16 protein-coding genes and 1 tRNA gene are annotated in these 17,683 nt (G+C 55.7%); 10 read left to right on the top strand and 7 right to left on the bottom strand.

Annotation, left to right across the window (positions count from 1 at the left end; genetic code table 11):
• Positions 1 to 524 (top strand): integrase core domain-containing protein (locus tag VR74_RS09270; RefSeq protein WP_045696099.1); only part of this gene is annotated, 524 nt, incomplete at its 5' end.
• Positions 525 to 580: 56 nt separating this feature from the next.
• Here VR74_RS09270 and VR74_RS09265 read toward each other — a convergent pair.
• Positions 581 to 655, bottom strand: a tRNA-Gln gene (locus tag VR74_RS09265).
• 198 nt (positions 656 to 853) lie between these two features.
• On the opposite strand from VR74_RS09265, the gene sppA reads away from it, so the two are divergent.
• Positions 854 to 2,626, top strand: a complete 1,773-nt coding sequence (gene sppA, locus VR74_RS09260) for a signal peptide peptidase SppA (protein ID WP_045696098.1) — start codon at positions 854 to 856, stop codon at positions 2,624 to 2,626.
• A 98-nt stretch (positions 2,627 to 2,724) separates the two neighbouring features.
• Here the strand turns inward: sppA and VR74_RS09255 are convergent, their stop codons facing one another.
• The gene (locus VR74_RS09255; RefSeq protein WP_045696097.1) at positions 2,725 to 3,474 is read right to left on the bottom strand and encodes an RluA family pseudouridine synthase; all 750 of its coding nucleotides are present in this window, start codon (positions 3,472 to 3,474) and stop codon (positions 2,725 to 2,727) included.
• A complete protein-coding gene (locus VR74_RS09250; protein WP_045696095.1) occupies positions 3,471 to 4,784 on the bottom strand; it encodes a replication-associated recombination protein A in 1,314 nt (437 codons plus the stop codon). Before VR74_RS09250 ends, VR74_RS09255 begins: the two co-directional genes overlap by 4 nt.
• A gap of 57 nt (positions 4,785 to 4,841) precedes the next feature.
• Here VR74_RS09250 and VR74_RS09245 point away from each other — a divergent pair, with 57 nt between their 5' ends.
• A complete protein-coding gene (locus tag VR74_RS09245; protein ID WP_045696094.1) occupies positions 4,842 to 5,684 on the top strand; it encodes a TauD/TfdA family dioxygenase in 843 nt (280 codons plus the stop codon).
• 65 nt (positions 5,685 to 5,749) lie between these two features.
• A complete protein-coding gene (locus VR74_RS09240; RefSeq protein ID WP_045696092.1) occupies positions 5,750 to 7,003 on the top strand; it encodes a cytochrome P450 in 1,254 nt (417 codons plus the stop codon).
• Positions 7,004 to 7,009: 6 nt separating this feature from the next.
• Here the strand turns inward: VR74_RS09240 and VR74_RS09235 are convergent, their stop codons facing one another.
• The 4 genes from VR74_RS09235 to VR74_RS09220 all read right to left on the bottom strand — a co-directional run bounded on the left by VR74_RS09235 (position 7,010) and on the right by VR74_RS09220 (position 11,497).
• The gene (locus tag VR74_RS09235; RefSeq protein WP_299950010.1) at positions 7,010 to 8,350 is read right to left on the bottom strand and encodes a Do family serine endopeptidase; all 1,341 of its coding nucleotides are present in this window, start codon (positions 8,348 to 8,350) and stop codon (positions 7,010 to 7,012) included.
• A gap of 147 nt (positions 8,351 to 8,497) precedes the next feature.
• The gene (locus VR74_RS09230; RefSeq protein ID WP_045696091.1) at positions 8,498 to 9,943 is read right to left on the bottom strand and encodes an MFS transporter; all 1,446 of its coding nucleotides are present in this window, start codon (positions 9,941 to 9,943) and stop codon (positions 8,498 to 8,500) included.
• 26 nt (positions 9,944 to 9,969) lie between these two features.
• Positions 9,970 to 11,193, bottom strand: a complete 1,224-nt coding sequence (locus VR74_RS09225) for an acyl-CoA dehydrogenase family protein (RefSeq protein ID WP_045696089.1) — start codon at positions 11,191 to 11,193, stop codon at positions 9,970 to 9,972.
• A 13-nt stretch (positions 11,194 to 11,206) separates the two neighbouring features.
• Positions 11,207 to 11,497: a putative quinol monooxygenase gene (locus VR74_RS09220; RefSeq protein ID WP_045696087.1), complete on the bottom strand. Its 291-nt coding sequence runs from the start codon at positions 11,495 to 11,497 to the stop codon at positions 11,207 to 11,209.
• Positions 11,498 to 11,722: 225 nt separating this feature from the next.
• On the opposite strand from VR74_RS09220, the gene VR74_RS09215 reads away from it, so the two are divergent.
• The 6 genes from VR74_RS09215 to VR74_RS09190 all read left to right on the top strand — a co-directional run bounded on the left by VR74_RS09215 (position 11,723) and on the right by VR74_RS09190 (position 16,651).
• Entirely contained in the window at positions 11,723 to 12,745 is a 1,023-nt protein-coding gene (locus VR74_RS09215; RefSeq protein ID WP_045696085.1) for a glycosyltransferase family 2 protein, read from the top strand.
• A 66-nt stretch (positions 12,746 to 12,811) separates the two neighbouring features.
• Complete coding sequence (locus tag VR74_RS09210) at positions 12,812 to 13,723, top strand: metallophosphoesterase family protein (protein ID WP_299950008.1); 912 nt, start codon at positions 12,812 to 12,814, stop codon at positions 13,721 to 13,723.
• 59 nt (positions 13,724 to 13,782) lie between these two features.
• Positions 13,783 to 14,373, top strand: coding sequence for a polysaccharide biosynthesis/export family protein (locus VR74_RS09205; protein WP_045696083.1), 591 nt, complete (start codon positions 13,783 to 13,785; stop codon positions 14,371 to 14,373).
• Between the two features lie 348 nt (positions 14,374 to 14,721).
• On the top strand, positions 14,722 to 15,420 hold the full coding sequence (locus VR74_RS09200) for a sugar transferase (protein ID WP_299950006.1): 699 nt from the start codon (positions 14,722 to 14,724) through the stop codon (positions 15,418 to 15,420).
• A 47-nt stretch (positions 15,421 to 15,467) separates the two neighbouring features.
• Positions 15,468 to 16,322 carry a family 16 glycosylhydrolase gene (locus VR74_RS09195; RefSeq protein WP_299950004.1) on the top strand — a complete coding sequence of 285 codons (855 nt, stop codon included), beginning with the start codon at positions 15,468 to 15,470 and terminating at the stop codon, positions 16,320 to 16,322.
• 11 nt (positions 16,323 to 16,333) lie between these two features.
• On the top strand, positions 16,334 to 16,651 hold the full coding sequence (locus VR74_RS09190) for a hypothetical protein (RefSeq protein WP_045696082.1): 318 nt from the start codon (positions 16,334 to 16,336) through the stop codon (positions 16,649 to 16,651).
• The last annotated feature ends 1,032 nt before the right edge of the window (positions 16,652 to 17,683 follow it).

Raw genomic sequence — 17,683 nt, 5'->3', positions numbered from 1 at the left:
CCAACGGGCTCTACAATCTCTCGAAACTCTCTGTCTGGTGGCTCAGACTCGGCATCGCCATCGAACGCATCAAGCCAGGCCATCCGCAGCAGAATGGCCGGCATGAGCGCATGCACCTGACCCTGAAGCAGGAAACCACCCGGCCGGCCTGCGAAAATCACCTGCAACAGCAGGTGCGGTTCGATGACTTCGTCAGGGAATATAACACAGAACGTCCGCATGAAGGCCTCGCCATGGCGACCCCTGCAGAGATCTACACGCCGTCATCGCGCATCTATGACGGCCTGCCAGACATCGATTATCCCTTCCATGATCGCGAGGTCCTGATAACCGCCTGCGGCCGGATCTGCATGCATCGGAAAAAAATCAACATCTCCACCGTGCTCGCGGGTCAGCGTGTCGGCGTAAAGGAGGTCGACGACGGCATATGGCTCGTCTCCTTCATGCACTATGACCTCGGATACGTTGACCTCGAGCAGAGAACCCTGCAGACAATCGACAACCCGTTCGGAGCAAAAGTGTAACCCATCTCTCCGGTACATACTGTTACCTATGTGTCCGGGCCGGACAACCGGAAAGGTGGCTGGGGTGCCAGGATTCGAACCTGGGAATGCCGGTACCAAAAACCGGTGCCTTACCGCTTGGCGACACCCCAACGCGAAGCAGGCGAGATAGCCACTCTTGCTGACGCTGGCAACACCCGATCACATTGTTTCACGCGGTCGAGCACATCTATTGCCCGACAAGTCCCAAGTTTGCCCGCCGTGTGTAGCTCGCCCTTTACATTTTTATCGATAATCGGCAAAGTCAACATTCGGCGTTTTTAGCTGCACTGCACGGAGTTTGCGCAAATATGAAAACCTTCTTCTTGTCCATGGCAGGCGCATTCGCCGCGATGTTCGTTTTTATCCTGCTGGTCGTCTCGTTTTTCGTGATCCTGATCGTTGGTGCGACAAACTCTGCTCCACCCGCGCCGGACCGTATTGTCCTTAGTCTCGACCTGAACATGGAACTTCCCGATCAGAGCCCTGTTGGTGGTCTGGCGGCGTTTTCGCAGACCCCTGGCTTTATTGACCTCCTGACCAAATTAAAGGCAGCGGAAGCAGACGATGCCGTAAAAGGTCTCTACTTGCGGGGCGCAATGATTGGTGTTGGGAGCGCACGCGCGGAAGAACTGCGCCAGGCCTTTCACAGTTTTCGCGATTCCGGGAAGTTCATCATTGCCCACACGCAGGGCACGTATGGAATGAGTGGTCCTTCCGCGCTTCGGTCGCTGACGGCCGCCGATGAAATCTGGATTCAGCCAGGTACAGACCTTTTCGCCACCGGAGTCACGTTTGAAACCGAATTCCTTGCTGGCCTATTCGAGAAAATCGACGTCCGGTCCGAGATCTACCCATTCTATGAATACAAGAACGCTCCCAATTCCTACAATGAAACGGCGTACACTGAGCCGCACCGGGAAGCGATGACCGCACTGGCTGATTCAATCTGGGATGTCTCTCTCAGCGATATTGCCGATGACCGTGGCCTTTCCGTCGAATCGGTAAGAAGCGCACTGGAAAGCGGCCCCAAGTCCGCCCAGGAAGTCATTGACCTGAAGATAATGGACAAGCTGGGCTGGCCAGAGGAAGCTGAGGACGCAGCCAAGGAGCGCGCGGGAGAAGACGCAGAACTCGTCGAACTCGCAACCTACATGCCACCAACCATAAGTCTCAAAGCACCTCTCATCGCCGTTGTGGGAGGCGAAGGCCCAATTGTAACGGGTGGCGCCGAAGGCGGTTCGCCATTCTCCAGCCCCCCGGCATTCGCTTCTGACGCAATCGCGCGCGCCATCCTCGATGCCGGCGACAATGACAAGGTCAAAGCGATTGTCTTCCGCGTTGACAGTCCCGGTGGCTCGCCAACGGCTTCGGATCAAATCTGGCGCGCCATCAAGCGGGTCCAGGAAAAGGGCAAGCCTGTTGTCGTGTCGATGGGTTCGGTCGCAGCATCCGGCGGCTACTATGTATCGGCAGGGGCTGACTACATTATGGCTGACCGTTCGACGATCACCGGATCAATCGGTATCTTCGGCGGCAAATTCGCTCTGGAAGGCGCCTTCAACAAGATTGGGGTTACGTTCGACACCGTCAGCGTCGGCGGCGAATTTGCCGACGCCTACGGAACCGGAACCTTCACACAGGCCCAGGAAGCAGAAGTGAAGGCATGGCTGAAACGAGGCTATGATCGCTTCCTCGGTATCGTGGGCGAGGGTCGCGGCATGACGTATGACGAGGTGCACGAAGTTGCGCGCGGACGGGTCTGGAGCGGCGAAGACGCGATTGAGAAGGGTCTTGTCGACGAGATCGGTGGCTTCATGGACGCCATCGACAAGGCCAAGGAGCTCGGCGGAATCGACGCCGACGTTACGCCACGTCTCACATTCTACCCTCGCCGGAAATCCGGATTTGAAGCCCTTGAAAGTCTGTTCGGAGTTTCGGAAGAAACGGCCCGCGTCGCCTACATGCTTGGCACCGTGGCGAACGATGATCGCATGCAGGTCCTGATCGAAGACCTGGCAAGAGCTGACGCCGTCAATTCGGGACAGATGCTGGCCGTTGGGCCTCGCTTGCGCGAGCACTAAGGCTCTTTCGGATATCATACCAGAGCCCGCCAAGAAACTGGCGGGCTCTGATTATCCGGAAGCTGGCACGATTGATTGGATCAATCGCCGCATGGAAATTATTGAGATACCACCTCGCTCAGACAGGCTTCAAACCCAAGCCCATTGGCAATTTCGGCAAAGTCGGTCGGGATATCTGCGATCAACTCAAGCACGTCTCCGGAGGGCTTCATGATCTTCAGCGACAAGGCGTGCAGCATCAGGCGCGAGGCATCTTCCTTGCCGTTGCCATAGATGGGATCGCCAATAATGGGACAGCCGGCATTCGCCAAATGGATGCGGATTTGGTGCATCCGTCCTGTTTCGGGATAAAGCCGCAACATCCCGTATCCCTCATGTTTTTCCAGCAGCTCCCATCCCGTGCGCGACGCCAGGGCTCCCTTGCGATCCGCGCGAGCCGCGATCATGCGAACTCTTCCCGCTTCCTGAACCTTTATCAAAGGCACATCCATCATACCCGAATTTTCAGAGGGGATCCTGCCGCCAACAATCGCGATATAGGTTTTGCGTGTTCGCCGTTCAGCAAACTCCGCTGACAGGAATGCCGCGGCCGGCTGGGTCTTTGCAACGATAACCATTCCGGATGTGCCCGCATCCAGCCTGTGAACGAGTCGTGGGCGTTTGCCGTTCGATCGCGCGAACGCGCCTAAAAGCGAGTCCAGCGAGCGATCAATCCCCCGGCCATCCTGCACCGGCAATCCAGATGGCTTGTTAAAGGCGATAAGGTCTTCGTCTTCATAGACGATCAGTGACTGGATGAACTGCCTGTCTTCGAGTGAAACCTCTGGCACGGGTCTGTTGCGAGTCATGACTTACCCTGCCGATTGGCTCTGATCTCCGCAATTTCCTTCAGCCGTTCAGCGATCTGGCGCTCGCGACCCTGCCCTTTCGGCGTGTAGTAGGTCTGGCCAACCATGCCATCAGGAAAGTAATTTTGTCCTGACACACCACCTTCGAGATCGTGATCGTATTCGTATCCCTCACCATACCCCTCTTCTTTCATCATGGCCGTAGGTGAATTGAGGATGTGTTTTGGTGGCATTCGGCTGCCGGTCTCCGCAGCGGCGCGTCGCGCAGCCTTGTACGCCAGGTAGGCAGCGTTCGACTTGGGCGCAGTTGCCAAGTGGATCACCGCATGAGCAAGCGCCAGTTCTCCTTCCGGGCTGCCTAGTCGCTCATAGGTTCTTGCTGCCTCGCCACAGATCATCAGGGCCGTCGGGTCAGCGAGGCCAATATCCTCACTGGCCATCCGAACCAGTCGGCGCGCCAGGAAAAGTGGGTCTTCGCCTCCCTCGATCATCCGGGAGAACCAGTAGAGGGCCGCATCCGGATCTGATCCCCTGATCGATTTATGCAATGCTGAAATCAGATTATAGTGTTCTTCGCGGTCCTTGTCATACGCAGGCGCGCGTCTTTGTACTGCAGCGCTCAACTCCTCCAGAGACAGCGAAACCGAGTCATCCGCCAGTGTGAAGACTTGCTCGGCGAGATTGAGCAAATAGCGGCCGTCACCATCGGCCATATCGATCATGGCCTGACGCGCGCGGCTCTCGACCGGCAGCCGCCGCTCTTCGTGAGCTTCGGCGCGCGCCAACAGAGTTTCCATATCATGCGGCTCAAGTCGCTTCAGCGTCAGAACCGCGCAGCGTGACAGCAAGGCACCATTGAGTTCGAAGCTCGGATTTTCCGTCGTAGCCCCTACCAAAGTAACTGCGCCGCTTTCAACATAGGGAAGAAATCCGTCTTGTTGAGCTCTGTTGAACCGATGGATCTCGTCCACAAATAGCAGGGTTCCATTGCCGATAGCCCGTCGCGCTTCCGCCTTTTCGAACACGGCCCGCAGGTCCTTCACGCCCGCGAAAATGGCGCTGATCGCTTCAAACTCCAGTTTGGACTCGGCGGCGAGTAAGCGCGCGATTGTCGTCTTGCCCACACCAGGCGCGCCCCACAGTATGATGGAGGAAAGGCGACCCGTTTCGAGCATCCGGCTGAGCGGCGCACCTTTTCCAATCAAATGGTCCTGCCCGACCACGTCAGCCAGCTTCGCAGGACGAAGACGGTCCGCAAGGGGACGCGGCGCAGAATCGGCGAGACCGGAGGCGGCAAACAGGTCAGACATAAAGCACTCCTATGCGGGAACGGTCTTCGTGATAAGATCAACCGGGAGGAAAAAAACATGTCGCTTGAGATTAGCCCATCAGGGCAGCCATTCGGCGCATCTGTCACGGGTGTGGACTTGTCCAGGCCGGTTTCAGCTGATGTCGCGTCTGAAATACGCAGTGCCTGGCTGCAGCACCATGTGCTCGCGTTTCCGGATCAACGAATGAACGATGACGATCTGGAACGTTTCACACTATTGTTCGGTCCCTTCGGAGACGATCCCTTTATCGCCCCGATTCCGGGCCGCAAACATATTATCGCTGTGAAGCGAGCTGCTGACGAGACCGCTCCCATATTTGCGGAAAGCTGGCATACGGACTGGAGTTTTCAGGAAAAGCCGCCAGCCGGAACGTGCCTGTATGGCATTACAATTCCGCCCCAGGGTGGCGACACCTTGTTCGCGAACCAGCATCTCGCGCTCGAGCAAATGCCCGGCAGTCTCCGCCAGCGGATCGAAGGCAAGTACGCCGTTCATTCAGCCCGCAACGCTTATGCTCCAGCAGGCTTTTATGGTGAGCAGGATCGCGCGTCGGGACGCTCGATGGATATTCGCCCGTCCGACGATGCTGAGGCGACCCAGCTGCACCCAATCATATCATACCACCCCGAAACAGGGCGTGAAGCCCTGTTCGGCTGCGCCGGATACATCATTGGAATTGATGGTATGGAACAGACGGAAGCATGGGAGTTGATAACGGAAATCTTTCGCTGGCAGACCCAACCGCAATTCCAGTACCGCCAAGAATGGCAGCCCAACATGCTGGTCATGTGGGACAATAGAAGCCTGCTCCATATGGCGACCGGAGGCTACAAAGGCTTCGATCGCCTGCTGCACCGCACAACAATCGGTTCTGCCTGACATCTTCCCGTGTGAAACAATCAAGCGTAGCGTGTTCCCCATAAAAACAAACTGGGGAGGATACCTTGGCGGACACGATTCAAAGCCTGGAACCGGACATTCCGGATCCATGGGATCTTCCCCTGGAAACACTGGATGTTTCGCGTGCGGAGCTGTTTCTGCATAATCGCCATGGCGAATACTTTCGACGGCTAAGACAAGAGAGCCCGGTCCATTATTGCGAGAAAAGCCAATTTGGCCCCTTCTGGTCGATAACCAGGTATGACGACATTATCGCCGTCGATTCCAATCACCACATATTCTCGTCGAAACGGGACATCGTCATTGGTGACGCGCCTGATGATTTCGACACGCCTATGTTCATTGCAGCGGACCCGCCCGTCCACGATGTGCAGCGCAAGGCTGTCCAGCCGGCTGTCGCCCCCTCGCAGTTGAGCGACATTGAGTCTTTGATCCGACAACGAGTGAATAACATTCTCGATGACGTACCCGTAGGCGAAGAGATCAACTGGGTTGATCACGTGTCCAAGGAACTGACGACCCAGATGCTGGCGACCTTGTTCGACTTCCCGTTCGAAGACCGCCATCTGCTGCCCTATTGGTCTGATGTTACAACGACATCGGAAACGGTTGGTATCGCCGTGGACATGAAGCATCGTGAGGCCGAGCTCCACAAATGTCTCGCTTACTTCACCGAACTTTGGAAAGAGCGAGCAGCACAGCCTCGAAAGTTCGACTTCATCTCCCTGTTTGCCCATGACCCCGAAACGAAGGACATGATCAACAATCCAATGGAGTTGCTCGGCAATCTCATGCTGCTCATCGTCGGCGGAAATGATACGACACGGAACTCGATTTCAGGCGGTGTCGTCGCGTTAAACGAATTTCCGGAGCAGTACGCGAAACTTAAGGCAAACCCTTCACTGGTTCCCAACATGGTGTCAGAAGTCATTCGCTGGCAGACGCCCCTTGGGCACATGCGGCGTACTGTGAAAGAAGACTTCGAGTTCCGCGGTAAGCAGATGCGCAAAGGCGACAAGGTCGTGATGTGGTATGCATCCGGTAATCGCGACGAAACAGCCATCGAAAACCCTGACCAGTTCCTGATCGACAGGAAAAATGCCCGGCGCCACCTTTCCTTTGGATTCGGCATTCACCGTTGCATGGGAAACCGTGTCGCTGAAATGCAGCTGCGTATCCTGTGGGAAGAAATTCTGTCACGTTTTGAACGCATAGAAGTTGTTGGACAACCGCAGAGGGTCCTGTCCAATTTTGTACTCGGATTTGAAAATGTGCCGGTGGTTGTTCACGCGAAATAGCGATATCTAAAGCGTCACTGTGCCTTTGATCATGCGGCCGTTACGTTCGAGTTCGATATTCCAGCTGCGCGTGTCCCGCTTCAATACCGACTTCAAATCCGTAACGGATTTGGTGGATATGCCGTTCACGGACCGAATGATGTCGCCAGGCCGGAAAAAACTGCGTGCTACCGATCTGCTAAGTACCGAATGCACATAAATGCCTGACCCTTTCTGGAATGGGTCCAGGCCGTTCTCCTCTGCAAGCCGAGGAGACAATTCGACCACGCGCGCACCCGAGAAGACACTCTGCCCGTCAAGCAAGACGATATCGGCCTCGGTCGCGCCCGGCGGCGGTGCAAGCTTCACGCTTTTGGTTTCAATTTTGCCGCCCCGGATCAACTTCAGCTCGGCTGTTTCACCTGGACTTTTGATCGCAGCAAGGAACTTCAGCCCTTTCTCATCGAAGACTTCACGACCGTCTATGTCGGTCACAAGGTCCCCCCGCCGCAAACCCGCACGATCTGCTGGCCCGTCTTCGTAAACTTCAGTCACCATCACACCGATCGGCCGGTCGAGCCCTTGCGCTTTGGCGATATCGTAGCTGACTGCCTGCCCGGCCAGCCCGAGCCAGGGCCGGACGAATGTGCCCTCATTGATGGCGGCATTGACAACGCGTTTGACCATCTCCGCCGGAATGGCGAAGCCAATTCCGTTGGAGCCACCGGAACGTGAGAAGATGGCAGTATTGACGCCCACGAGCTCGCCCTTTGTGTTGACGAGTGCCCCGCCAGAGTTGCCGGGGTTCACGGCCGCATCCGTCTGCAAGAAGAAAGCATAGTCAGAAATGCCGACATCGGTGCGCGCCGTGGCCGACAGGATGCCACTCGTCACCGTCTGACCGATACCGAACGGGTTTCCGATAGCCAGAACGAGGTCACCAACCTGCGCCGCGCGCGTATCCGCAAATGGAAGTGTGGGCAGTATTGCGCCGTCCGGGTCAATTTTGAGCACCGCAAGATCGGTTCGCTCATCAGCGAGAACAAGTTCTGCGGCATACTCCCGGCGGTCGCTCAAAACGACCCGGAAGGATTCTGCACCTTCCACAACGTGATTATTGGTGACGATCACACCGTCAGCGCCCACAATAACACCAGATCCGAGGGAGTTTTGAACGCGCTCTCGCGGCGCTACCCCACCGGAGAAAAACTGCTCCATCGGCGAGACCCGAGACGTGACCCGCTTCTGTGTATAGACGTTTACGACAGAAGGAGAGGTGAGTTTCACCAGCGGTGCGAACGACAACTCCATCTCGGTCCGATTTTGCGGCACTTCCTGCGCATCTGCGAATAGCGGCGTCACGGCCACGATCAGGAGCGTCAACACTGCAAAACCGATAGCGGCCAGCAGCTTCGAGATGTGTTTTGTCATGGGCAATGTATTCATCATGACTATGGCTCTATTGCGGCATCGCGGCGGAGGCAATTCGTCCGTTTATGACATTTCAGTCAGAATTTAATCGCCGGCCAACCGCTGCTCGCGCTCTGAAAGCGCCCGCAGGTTCGCCTCATGCCCTTCGCGGCTGATCCGATAAAAGGACACGCAAAAAATCATGAGCATCCAGATCGTCAGCAGCGATGCAGCGTACCCGAGACCAAGCACCTTCAATTGAGCTTCCGGCACCATTCCGGGCCGCATTCCAGGCGCGATGGACGCAACCGAAAGCACAATGGCGGCCAGCATGACTCCAGACCCCTGAGCCAGCTTGCGAATGAAGCTGATGCCGGCAAAGAAAATGCCCTCGGACCTGCGCCCGGTCTCCAACTCGCTATCCTCAACAATGTCGGCAATCATCGAGCCCATCAGCATCTGCGTCGCGATGATCAGCGCGAGGTCAAAAATCGTGACAGAAATAACGATGTTGAAAAGGGCATCCGTTCCGTTGGGAGGCATCAATCCGAGGACTCTCGCCAGCACCGGAGCCGGCGCAATCGTAAAGGCCAGGACTCCAATAATGATAGCTCCCCGCTTCTTGCCCAGTGTCTTTCCGACAATCGGTGCGACGATCAGGGCAATGACCGCCGATATATAAACGGCAACTGTCAGCAGGGCTGTCTGGTCCGTCGTGAATTCCCAGAACAGCCCATTGATGTACTGGTTAAGTGAGGCGGAAATGCCGGTCGCGAGCAGACCAAAGAGCGTAGCCAGAAAGAGCGCCCTGAACGAGGGATTGGATACCGTCTCAAGAATCTCGCGGAAAATGGTGCCAAGGGTCAGCTTGCGCTGAGGCGGAGGCGGTTTCAGGTGCGGAATATGGCTATGGGTGCCCGCAGTCGTTGCGAACACTGCAAGAAAGATCACAATGGAGGCCCACAGGCCGTAAGTTTGCCAGCCGTCCTTGTTGAAGAACCCTGAAGGGTCGGCCTCAGTCGGACGCAAAAGCAGTGCGAGAAGCGCGATCTGGATACTCAAGCCACCCACCCACGCGAAGAAATAGCGAAAGGACATCAAGGATGTTCGCGCGTCATAATCGCTGGTCAGTTCCGCCGCGAGCGCATTTTGCGGCACCTCATACATCGTAAACAGGATGCGCACACAGATTGTAAGGACAACCAGCCACAGGAACAGATCATTGCCGGTGAGCCCGGCTGGCGGGTTCCAGGCGAAATAGTAGGCGATCGCCACCGGAACCATGGACGCATACATGAAGGGGTGTCTTCGTCCGAGGCGGGTCCGGAAATTATCTGACCAATACCCCACAACGGGATCCGAAACGGCATCGACAACGAGCGCAATGAAGAGTGCTGCGGCCACCAGCGAGGCAGACACGCCGAGCACCTGACTGTAATAGAACAGGAGAAAATAGTCGAAACCGTTGTTCTTGACGCCATCGGCCACGCCGCCCACGCCGAACGCAATACGCGTCAGGTAGCTGGGTTTGCCGTGTGAGCCGATGGCCATCCGCTGCGCTCTCTTCAGGCGTTCAACTACAGGCCAAGCACCATCTTCGCCATGATATTCCGCTGAATCTCGTTTGATCCGGCGTAAATCGAGGTTTTTCGATAGTTGAAGTAGCTTGGAGCGACAGGCACCGCATATTCCGGCATGGGCAAGTCCGCGTTTGCCCCTTGCCGGGCGATCGCCAGGCTGTCCTGCACGAACGGCGCTCCGTAGCCTCCTACAGCCTCAACAAGCAGTTCCGTGATTTCCTGCTGCGTTTCTGATCCTTGGCATTTCAGCATCGAACTTTCGGGCCCAACAGCCTGTCCGGCTGAAAGCGATGAAAATATCCTCTGCTCTGTCGCATCAAGGCTGTCGATCTTCATCTCCAGTCCGGCCACCTTGCGGGCAAAATCGGCGTCCCGGATCAGTGCATCGCCATTCGCCTGTTCCACACTCGCAATCTTCTTTGCCTTCTTCAGCATGTTGCGCAGTCCAGGGGCGTAGGAGTTACCCCTTTCAAATTGCAGCAGGTATTTGGCGTAGGTCCAGCCCTCGTTCTCCTGGCCCACCAGAGAGCCTTCGATGGGCACGCGCACGTTTTCGAAGAAGACCTGATTGACTTCCTGCTGGCCCTCCACCGGCATGTCGAGCGTCGGCAACGCCGAAACCGAAATGCCCGGCAGTGTCATCGGGAAGATAATGAAGCTGATGCCTTCCTGCGGCTTGACGCCCTTCTTTGTCCTAACAAGGCAAAAAATCCAGTCGGCCCATTGGGCGTGCGTCGTCCAGATCTTCGACCCGTTCAGGACGTAATCGTCACCGTCACGTTCAGCGCTCATTTGTAGCGATGCGAGATCAGAGCCGGAACCTGGCTCGGAATACCCCTGACACCACCAGACTTCCGAAGCGAGAATGGGCGGCAGGTGGCGTTTCTTCTGCTCTTCTGAGCCGAATGCCATGATAACGGGTGCAACCATGGAAAGCCCCATGGGACTGACCGTCGGCGTGCCGGCAGCCGACAGCTCCATGTTCAGGATATATCGCTGAGAGGGAGACAGTCCCGGGCCGCCATGCTCTTCCGGCCAGTTAGGCGCGACCCATCCCCTTTCATTCAGCTTTCTCTGCCAGGCGACCTGCCCTTCCTTGTCGAGGTATCCGTTCTTCGACATGGCCATTTTCGCCCGAAGGTCTGGTGTATAGGCGCCGGCTATCCAGCTGCGCACCTCTTGCTGGAAAGCGGTGTCTTCCGGCGTAAATGACAGGTCCATGGACGCGCTCCGATTATTCTACGATATCGAAATACTGAACGACCGGCGCACCCGCCAGGCAACCACCGAGTTTGGGGCCGGCCGCCTTGAAGTACTCGGTCTGGCCATGGGCCTTGAGATCGTCCGATGACGCATACTGCTCCATGAATATGTAGTCCGTTTCGGATCCCTTTTCCTTGTACAACTGGTACGTCAGGCAACCCGGCTCGTTTGCTTTCACCTTGGCCATCAGGTCTTTGCCGACCTGCTCGAATTCAGCCTGTTTCCCGTCCTGGATTTTCAGTTTGGCGATGACACCGATCATGAATGCTCTCCCTTATTCACTTGCATGTTTTCAGTCACACTATGACCTTCCGGATTCCGGGCAAGGTTGACCCAAGGGAGAGTCGCAAAAAAATCGATAGGCGCACCCTCGTAGCGACGTGGCATAGCACTTTGACACTCACTGGCTGACCATTTCGCGTACTTGGCGTAAAACGGAACAGGAATTGCTGTACCAGAGCCACTTGGACACGCGACGCGGAAAATCATGGTGAATACGGCCCCTCTAACCATTAAAAAGTCGATTGAAACCCTCGATTCGACGTGGGTTATCGCCGTGATACCTGCCTTGAACGAGGCGCAGCATATCGAACAATGTGTTCGCTCGTTAATGGCCGGCGACCCGTGGCTCCGGGAGGTTCCCTTGATTGTGGCCGACGGAGGCAGCACAGACGACACAATAGCAATCGTCAAGCGCCTGATGTCGGAGTTTGCGAACTTGCGCCTGATACACAACAGCAAACGTTTCCAGTCCGCAGCGATGAACTTGGCCGTTGCCCAATGCACCGGCAATGACACGCGGTATGTTGTACGCTGCGACGCCCACTCGATTTTTCCCGCAGGATTCATCCGCTCGGTCGCCACCTCGCTCGCCAGAACACGGGCAGCATCGGTTGTTATTCCCATGGATGCGCGCGGTGAAACATGCTTCCAGAAAGCGAATGCCTGGATCGTTGATACGCCGCTGGGCTCAGGCGGGTCGGCCCATCGCGGCGGCAAGCAGTCGGGTTATGTCGACCATGGGCACCATGCCGGCTTCGATCTCTCCGTTTTCAGGGCAATCGGCGGCTACGACGAGTCCTTCTCCCATAACGAGGATGCCGAATATGATGAGCGCGTCGTTCGGGCGGGCGAGCGGATTTTCCTCGATGCAACTATTCGCAAGGTCTATTTCCCGCGCCAATCCGTCACCGCACTGGCGCGGCAATATTACAGCTATGGCAGAGGGCGCGCGCGAACGATACGAAAGCACGGCAAACGGCCAAAGATACGTCAGATGCTGCCGGTTCTTGCCCTGCTTGGCTCGCTCGGAGGCCTGCTCGTCGCCCCCCTCGCCCCAATCGGCCTGCTGCTCCCGACTGGCTATCTTCTCATTCTAGCCATTGCCTCTGTGTTTATGTGCCTGACCAAAAGGTCGCTGTGCGGGCTTCTGTCTGGTGTGGCCTCTGGCATCATGCACATGAGTTGGGCTGCAGGATTCATAAGACAATCCCTTATGGGACCAAGATAAATTCAGTATACCGGAAATTGGTTTTTATCCTGAAACGACTATAAGGAGTCTCCTTAGAAAGCCGCCATGTCTCGATTGCCTCAACTCTTGCAAAGGTCTTTTCTCGACCAGTTCGGGCGCCTGACCCGGTCGGCGACCTCCCTGCGCGCGAGAATTCGAGACAGGGTCGGACAGTCGCTTGATACAGCGCCGGAAGCTGAATCTACCGCGGCTGCGAACATCACGAGGGTGACAGCAGCGCCGGAAGGCGAATGCATCTATGCTATCGGCGATATTCACGGCCGCTGCGATCTGCTGGAACGCCTGATTGTCGAGATCGAGCAGGATGCAGCCAAATTGCCCAACGGTACGCGCGCGACAATCGTGTTCCTGGGAGACTATATTGACCGCGGATTGCAGTCTCGCGATGTGATCGAACTGTTATTGAGCGACCGCCTTGGCAAGTTCGAGACAGTGTTCCTGATGGGTAACCATGAAGAGGCCCTCCTCAAATTCCTCGATGATGAGTCATTCGGAAGCCAATGGGTTCGCTATGGCGGCGGCGAAACACTCTATTCCTACGGCTTCCAGCCACCGAACACGCGCGGCAGCCTGGGATCACATGAGGCGATGGCTGACGCTCGGGCGGCCTGGAGCAAGCTATGGGCAGCCTTCCGCGAGCGCTTGCCACCGGACCACTTGGCGTTTTACCAGGCGCTCCAGCCTTACCATTCCGCTGGCGACTATTTTTTCGTTCATGCGGGCCTCAGACCGGACAGACCCATGCACGAGCAAAGCACACGCGATATGCTTTGGATCCGCGACGAATTTCTTGACGACCCTCGGCAATTTTCGCATCTGATTGTCCATGGACACACGCCCGCCGAGGGAATCTACCGGGACAATCGCCGAATTGGTCTGGACACTGGTGCGTTCCTGAGCGGAAAATTATCTGCCGTAAAACTCATGGGTGAGGAGGTAACTTTCCTGACCACGTGAGTGTGTCAGACTGAAACACTTTGGCCTAAAATCGTCGCCACAGATTGGAGATTACAAATATGTTGCTGCTTCGTTCTATTTCGCTCATGGTAACCGCCGCCATGTTCATGTTTGCCACGGCTTGCCAATCTACGGGGTCCGTGAGTCGCCAAGTCGCCGATCCTGCGATATCGGCGGCCGCTCAGACGAATACTGCCTATACTTTAGGCACGGGCGACAAGTTGCGTATCAATGTGTTCGGCCAACCTGAATTGTCGGGCGAGTTCGTCGTGGATGGTACGGGTGCCATTTCATTGCCACTCATCGGGCAGGTGGAAGCTGTCGGCATCAGTACGCAGGAACTGGAAACCAAGATTGCGACCAATCTGTCGAGCGGCTTTCTGCTCGATCCAAAGGTCAGCGCCGAAGTGATCAATTATCGTCCGTTTTACATTCTTGGCGAGGTAGGTCGCCCCGGGGAATATCCATTCAATTCCGGGCTAACCGTGCTGAATGCTGTAGCAGCAGCAGGAGGTTTCACCTATCGCGCCAATAAAAAGGTCGTATTTATCAAAAGCGCTGACGGAAATGAGGAAGCGGCTCTCAAGCTTGACACAAACACGGTCGTGAGGCCTGGCGACACACTTCGGATTGGCGAGCGCATTTTCTAGGGCTCGACTGAACAAACCTGAAAGATAATCGAGAAGTCTGCGCTCGCAATGATCAATCGATCATTGCGGGCGTGTTTCATTTCAGGTCAGCGATTTGAGCCTTGCGTATCACAACGATACGCAAAAATCCGTTAAAAGCCTAATGTGAATGAATATTTATCCAATACTTCGCCTGAGAGGAGAAAGTGCAAACGGAGAGTTAATAAATCGCAAAAATAGAGCTATAAAGATTGCATTGGTTGGGGCGAACGCAATAAGCGTGGATCTCAAAAGCGGTAAGATAATTGCAAACATGTCGAGTGGACGCGGCATCGTGAGCAAACCGCTAGTTGATTGCAGGGGACCAGAATGGGCTTGAGACTAAGTAAATCGTCGAGGCAGGCAGAAGCCACCGCTTACAAAGCGACCCGCCTGCGAACCTCCGTCGCCGACGACCATGCCCTCTTTTTCAAACGCCTTTTTGATATCCTTGTCGCGGGATCGGCCCTCCTCATGGTTGCGCCGCTTATACTCACCATCGCCGTCGCCATTCGCGTGCAGGATGGTGGCAAGGCTTTTTATTCCCAGCGGCGTTTCGGATTGAACGGCGAAACATTCAACTGTTTCAAACTCCGTTCAATGGTTCCTGATGCGCAAGAACGGCTCGAATACATTCTTGAGAATGATCCGACTGCTCGGCGCGAATGGGAAGAGTCGCAAAAGCTGACCCATGATCCTCGCATAACGTCACTCGGTCATTTCATACGAAAGACGTCGATTGACGAATTGCCACAACTTTACAACGTCCTGCGCGGTGACATGTCGCTGGTTGGTCCCCGCCCAATCGTCGAAAGTGAAATACCGAAATACGGCGAGAACTTCCGGCAGTACTGCGCTGTGCGCCCCGGAATCACGGGTCTGTGGCAGGTGACGGGTCGCAGCGACACGTCTTATCCACAGCGAGTCGCGACCGACATGGAATATGTTCGTAGCCGGTCTTTTTGGGGCGACGTCAAGATCGTTCTCCTGACGGTGCCAGCCGTGTTCAAATCCCAAGGCGCGCGATAGAATCGCGCTTCAGCTTCAAAACCCCCGTTGCTTGCAGGATTGAACGAATGGCCGAGACTCGCTTCAGGAACATCTTCACAAAGAGCATTGCGATTGTGCTTGCGCTCCTGGTTGCGATGATCATTGTGGCCCACTTCTGGTTTCGCGCATCCAGCACAATGGTCGTTGACCGCGGTGACGGCAAATCTTTCAACCTTTCCTTTGCCGACAGCTTTGACGAAGAAGACTGGTTTATTTCGGATTTCACCTTTCCGTCCACTTTCTACAGGGCCGGCTGGGTGAAGGACAATGTTCAATACCATGCGTCAAGTATTTCACTGGAAATCAATCGCAAACCCATTGCTCACCAACCTTTCTCAGGTGCTGAAGTCCAGAAAACCGGCTTCTATGGTTATGGGCGCTTTGAAGTCATCATGCAGGCTGCGCCAGGGTCTGGTGTCGTCTCTTCCTTTTTTACCCATACCGACGCGAATTTTGACGATCCGCACGACGAAATCGATATCGAGTTTCTTGGCAATGATACGCGCCGGTTTCAAGCGAACCTGTTCGTCAACGGAAAGACAAAAGGGCCGATTCTTATCGATTTACCTTTCGACGCCGCAGACGAACCTCATGTCTATGCGTTCGACTGGCGACCCGACTCCGTCACGTGGTTTGTAGATGGCAAGCTGGTCAAGATGATCTCTGCCGCCGACCGGCCCATTCCCCAATCGCCTGGCCGGCTCATGATGAATATCTGGACGGGCAGCGAAGATCAGTACGCATGGCATGGCCCACCGGAATTCGCCGATGGGGCTCGGGCAATCTACTACTGCGTCAGTTTTCAGGCGCTGGGAGACACTTCTTCCCAATGTTCCGATTCTGAAGCGGGCATGGCCATCAGGAAAGCTCCCAGGACCTGAACCCGGTCAAGATGGTTTTCTCCCAGATCAAGGCTCATCTGCGAGCTGTCAGTGCCGGAACGATCGAGGAATTCTCCACAGCTATCGGCGACATGTGCGCCCTCTTCAAACCCAAAGAACGCCTGGACGCCGTCAAGGCCGCATACATGTTTCACACCGAGCGCACGGCGCTCGATTCTGAACCTGGAGTATCCGTCTTGATCAAGCCCGATACGCTAGCCAAACAGCGCCATTACTCCGGAAATAATAACGCTCCAGAGAAGCGCGCTCAGTCCAACGATAATAAGCAGTCTGGCCCATATGGGCCACAGCCGTGTCGTCGCACCTGACAAATGCCCTGTTTCAGGACGTCTCTGCGTCTCGAGTGAATACTCGACGGAAGTCCTGGGGAACCGGAGAAGTCGGGAGGGTGTCATCGACATGAGTTTTGACCATCCAACTTTAACGACAGCTTAAAGCGTCATCATTTGTTTCGCGAGCACACGACAATGCTTGAGGGTGGAATCGGGCAAGAATGGGACTGAAACGCGTCATACTCCGACCTTTCCAAGCGTTAACAGTACCCCGAAAGCGAACAGTCGGGCATCAGGCCGCTTTCTGGCGGATAACGGGAGCACACTTTCGAACTTTCGCTCGCTGGCTCCCAAGGTCCTGACTGACGCAAAGCAGAACAGGTTCACCAGCGTATTGAACCTGCCCGAGAGACAAGATTCGGCGAAAGACGTCGTCAGAATAATCGCGCCGGTAATCAACAATGAGGTGGTCCTGTTTTCCTGCACTGTTTTCCGGCCTTGCGAAGGTATAACGGGGTTGTTGATCAGGGCGCTTTCTTGAGTTCGTTTCGAGTTCCATATGCTTCGTCGGGCGTGGCTTCACCAGGACCGAAAGCTTGGACAGGACAGTAACGAGACCAGCGGTCAGGCCCTTCTTGGGTCACAGGCATCGGCTCACCGCAGGGTGTTCCCGGGCAGCTGACAGGTCCTGGGAAAGACACGTGAACCGGTCGATCAGAGTGTGGGTCAAACCACACCGGAGCGCCCTGGCGGCACCAGACTACCAGACGGTCGATCGGTGTTAGAGTCACGCTGCGCGGGAACAGGTCCTATCTATTTACCGTCCCATGTTGGATATCCCTTGCGCGTTCGGGATATACCTTGGCTCACTGTCCAGGTTTCTGGGATCAGCTCAAACCTGAAAATGTCAAATCCTTGCCCAGAATTCCCAGGAAATCCTGCATCGCGGCATTTTCAGGCATGTTGAGTACGAAGATCGTTCTGGTCAGAGCCCTGACCGTTACAGCCATCAACATCGACAAGCGAAAACAGAGCCAGTCTGTCTTCGGCCACTGTGTTAGGTTCCTC

Source organism: Hyphomonas sp. BRH_c22, assembly GCF_000961795.1.
Classification (GTDB): Bacteria; Pseudomonadota; Alphaproteobacteria; order Caulobacterales; family Hyphomonadaceae; genus Hyphomonas.
The sequence above is the reverse complement of the archived record's forward strand: the minus strand, read 5'-3'. Positions and strand labels throughout refer to the sequence as shown.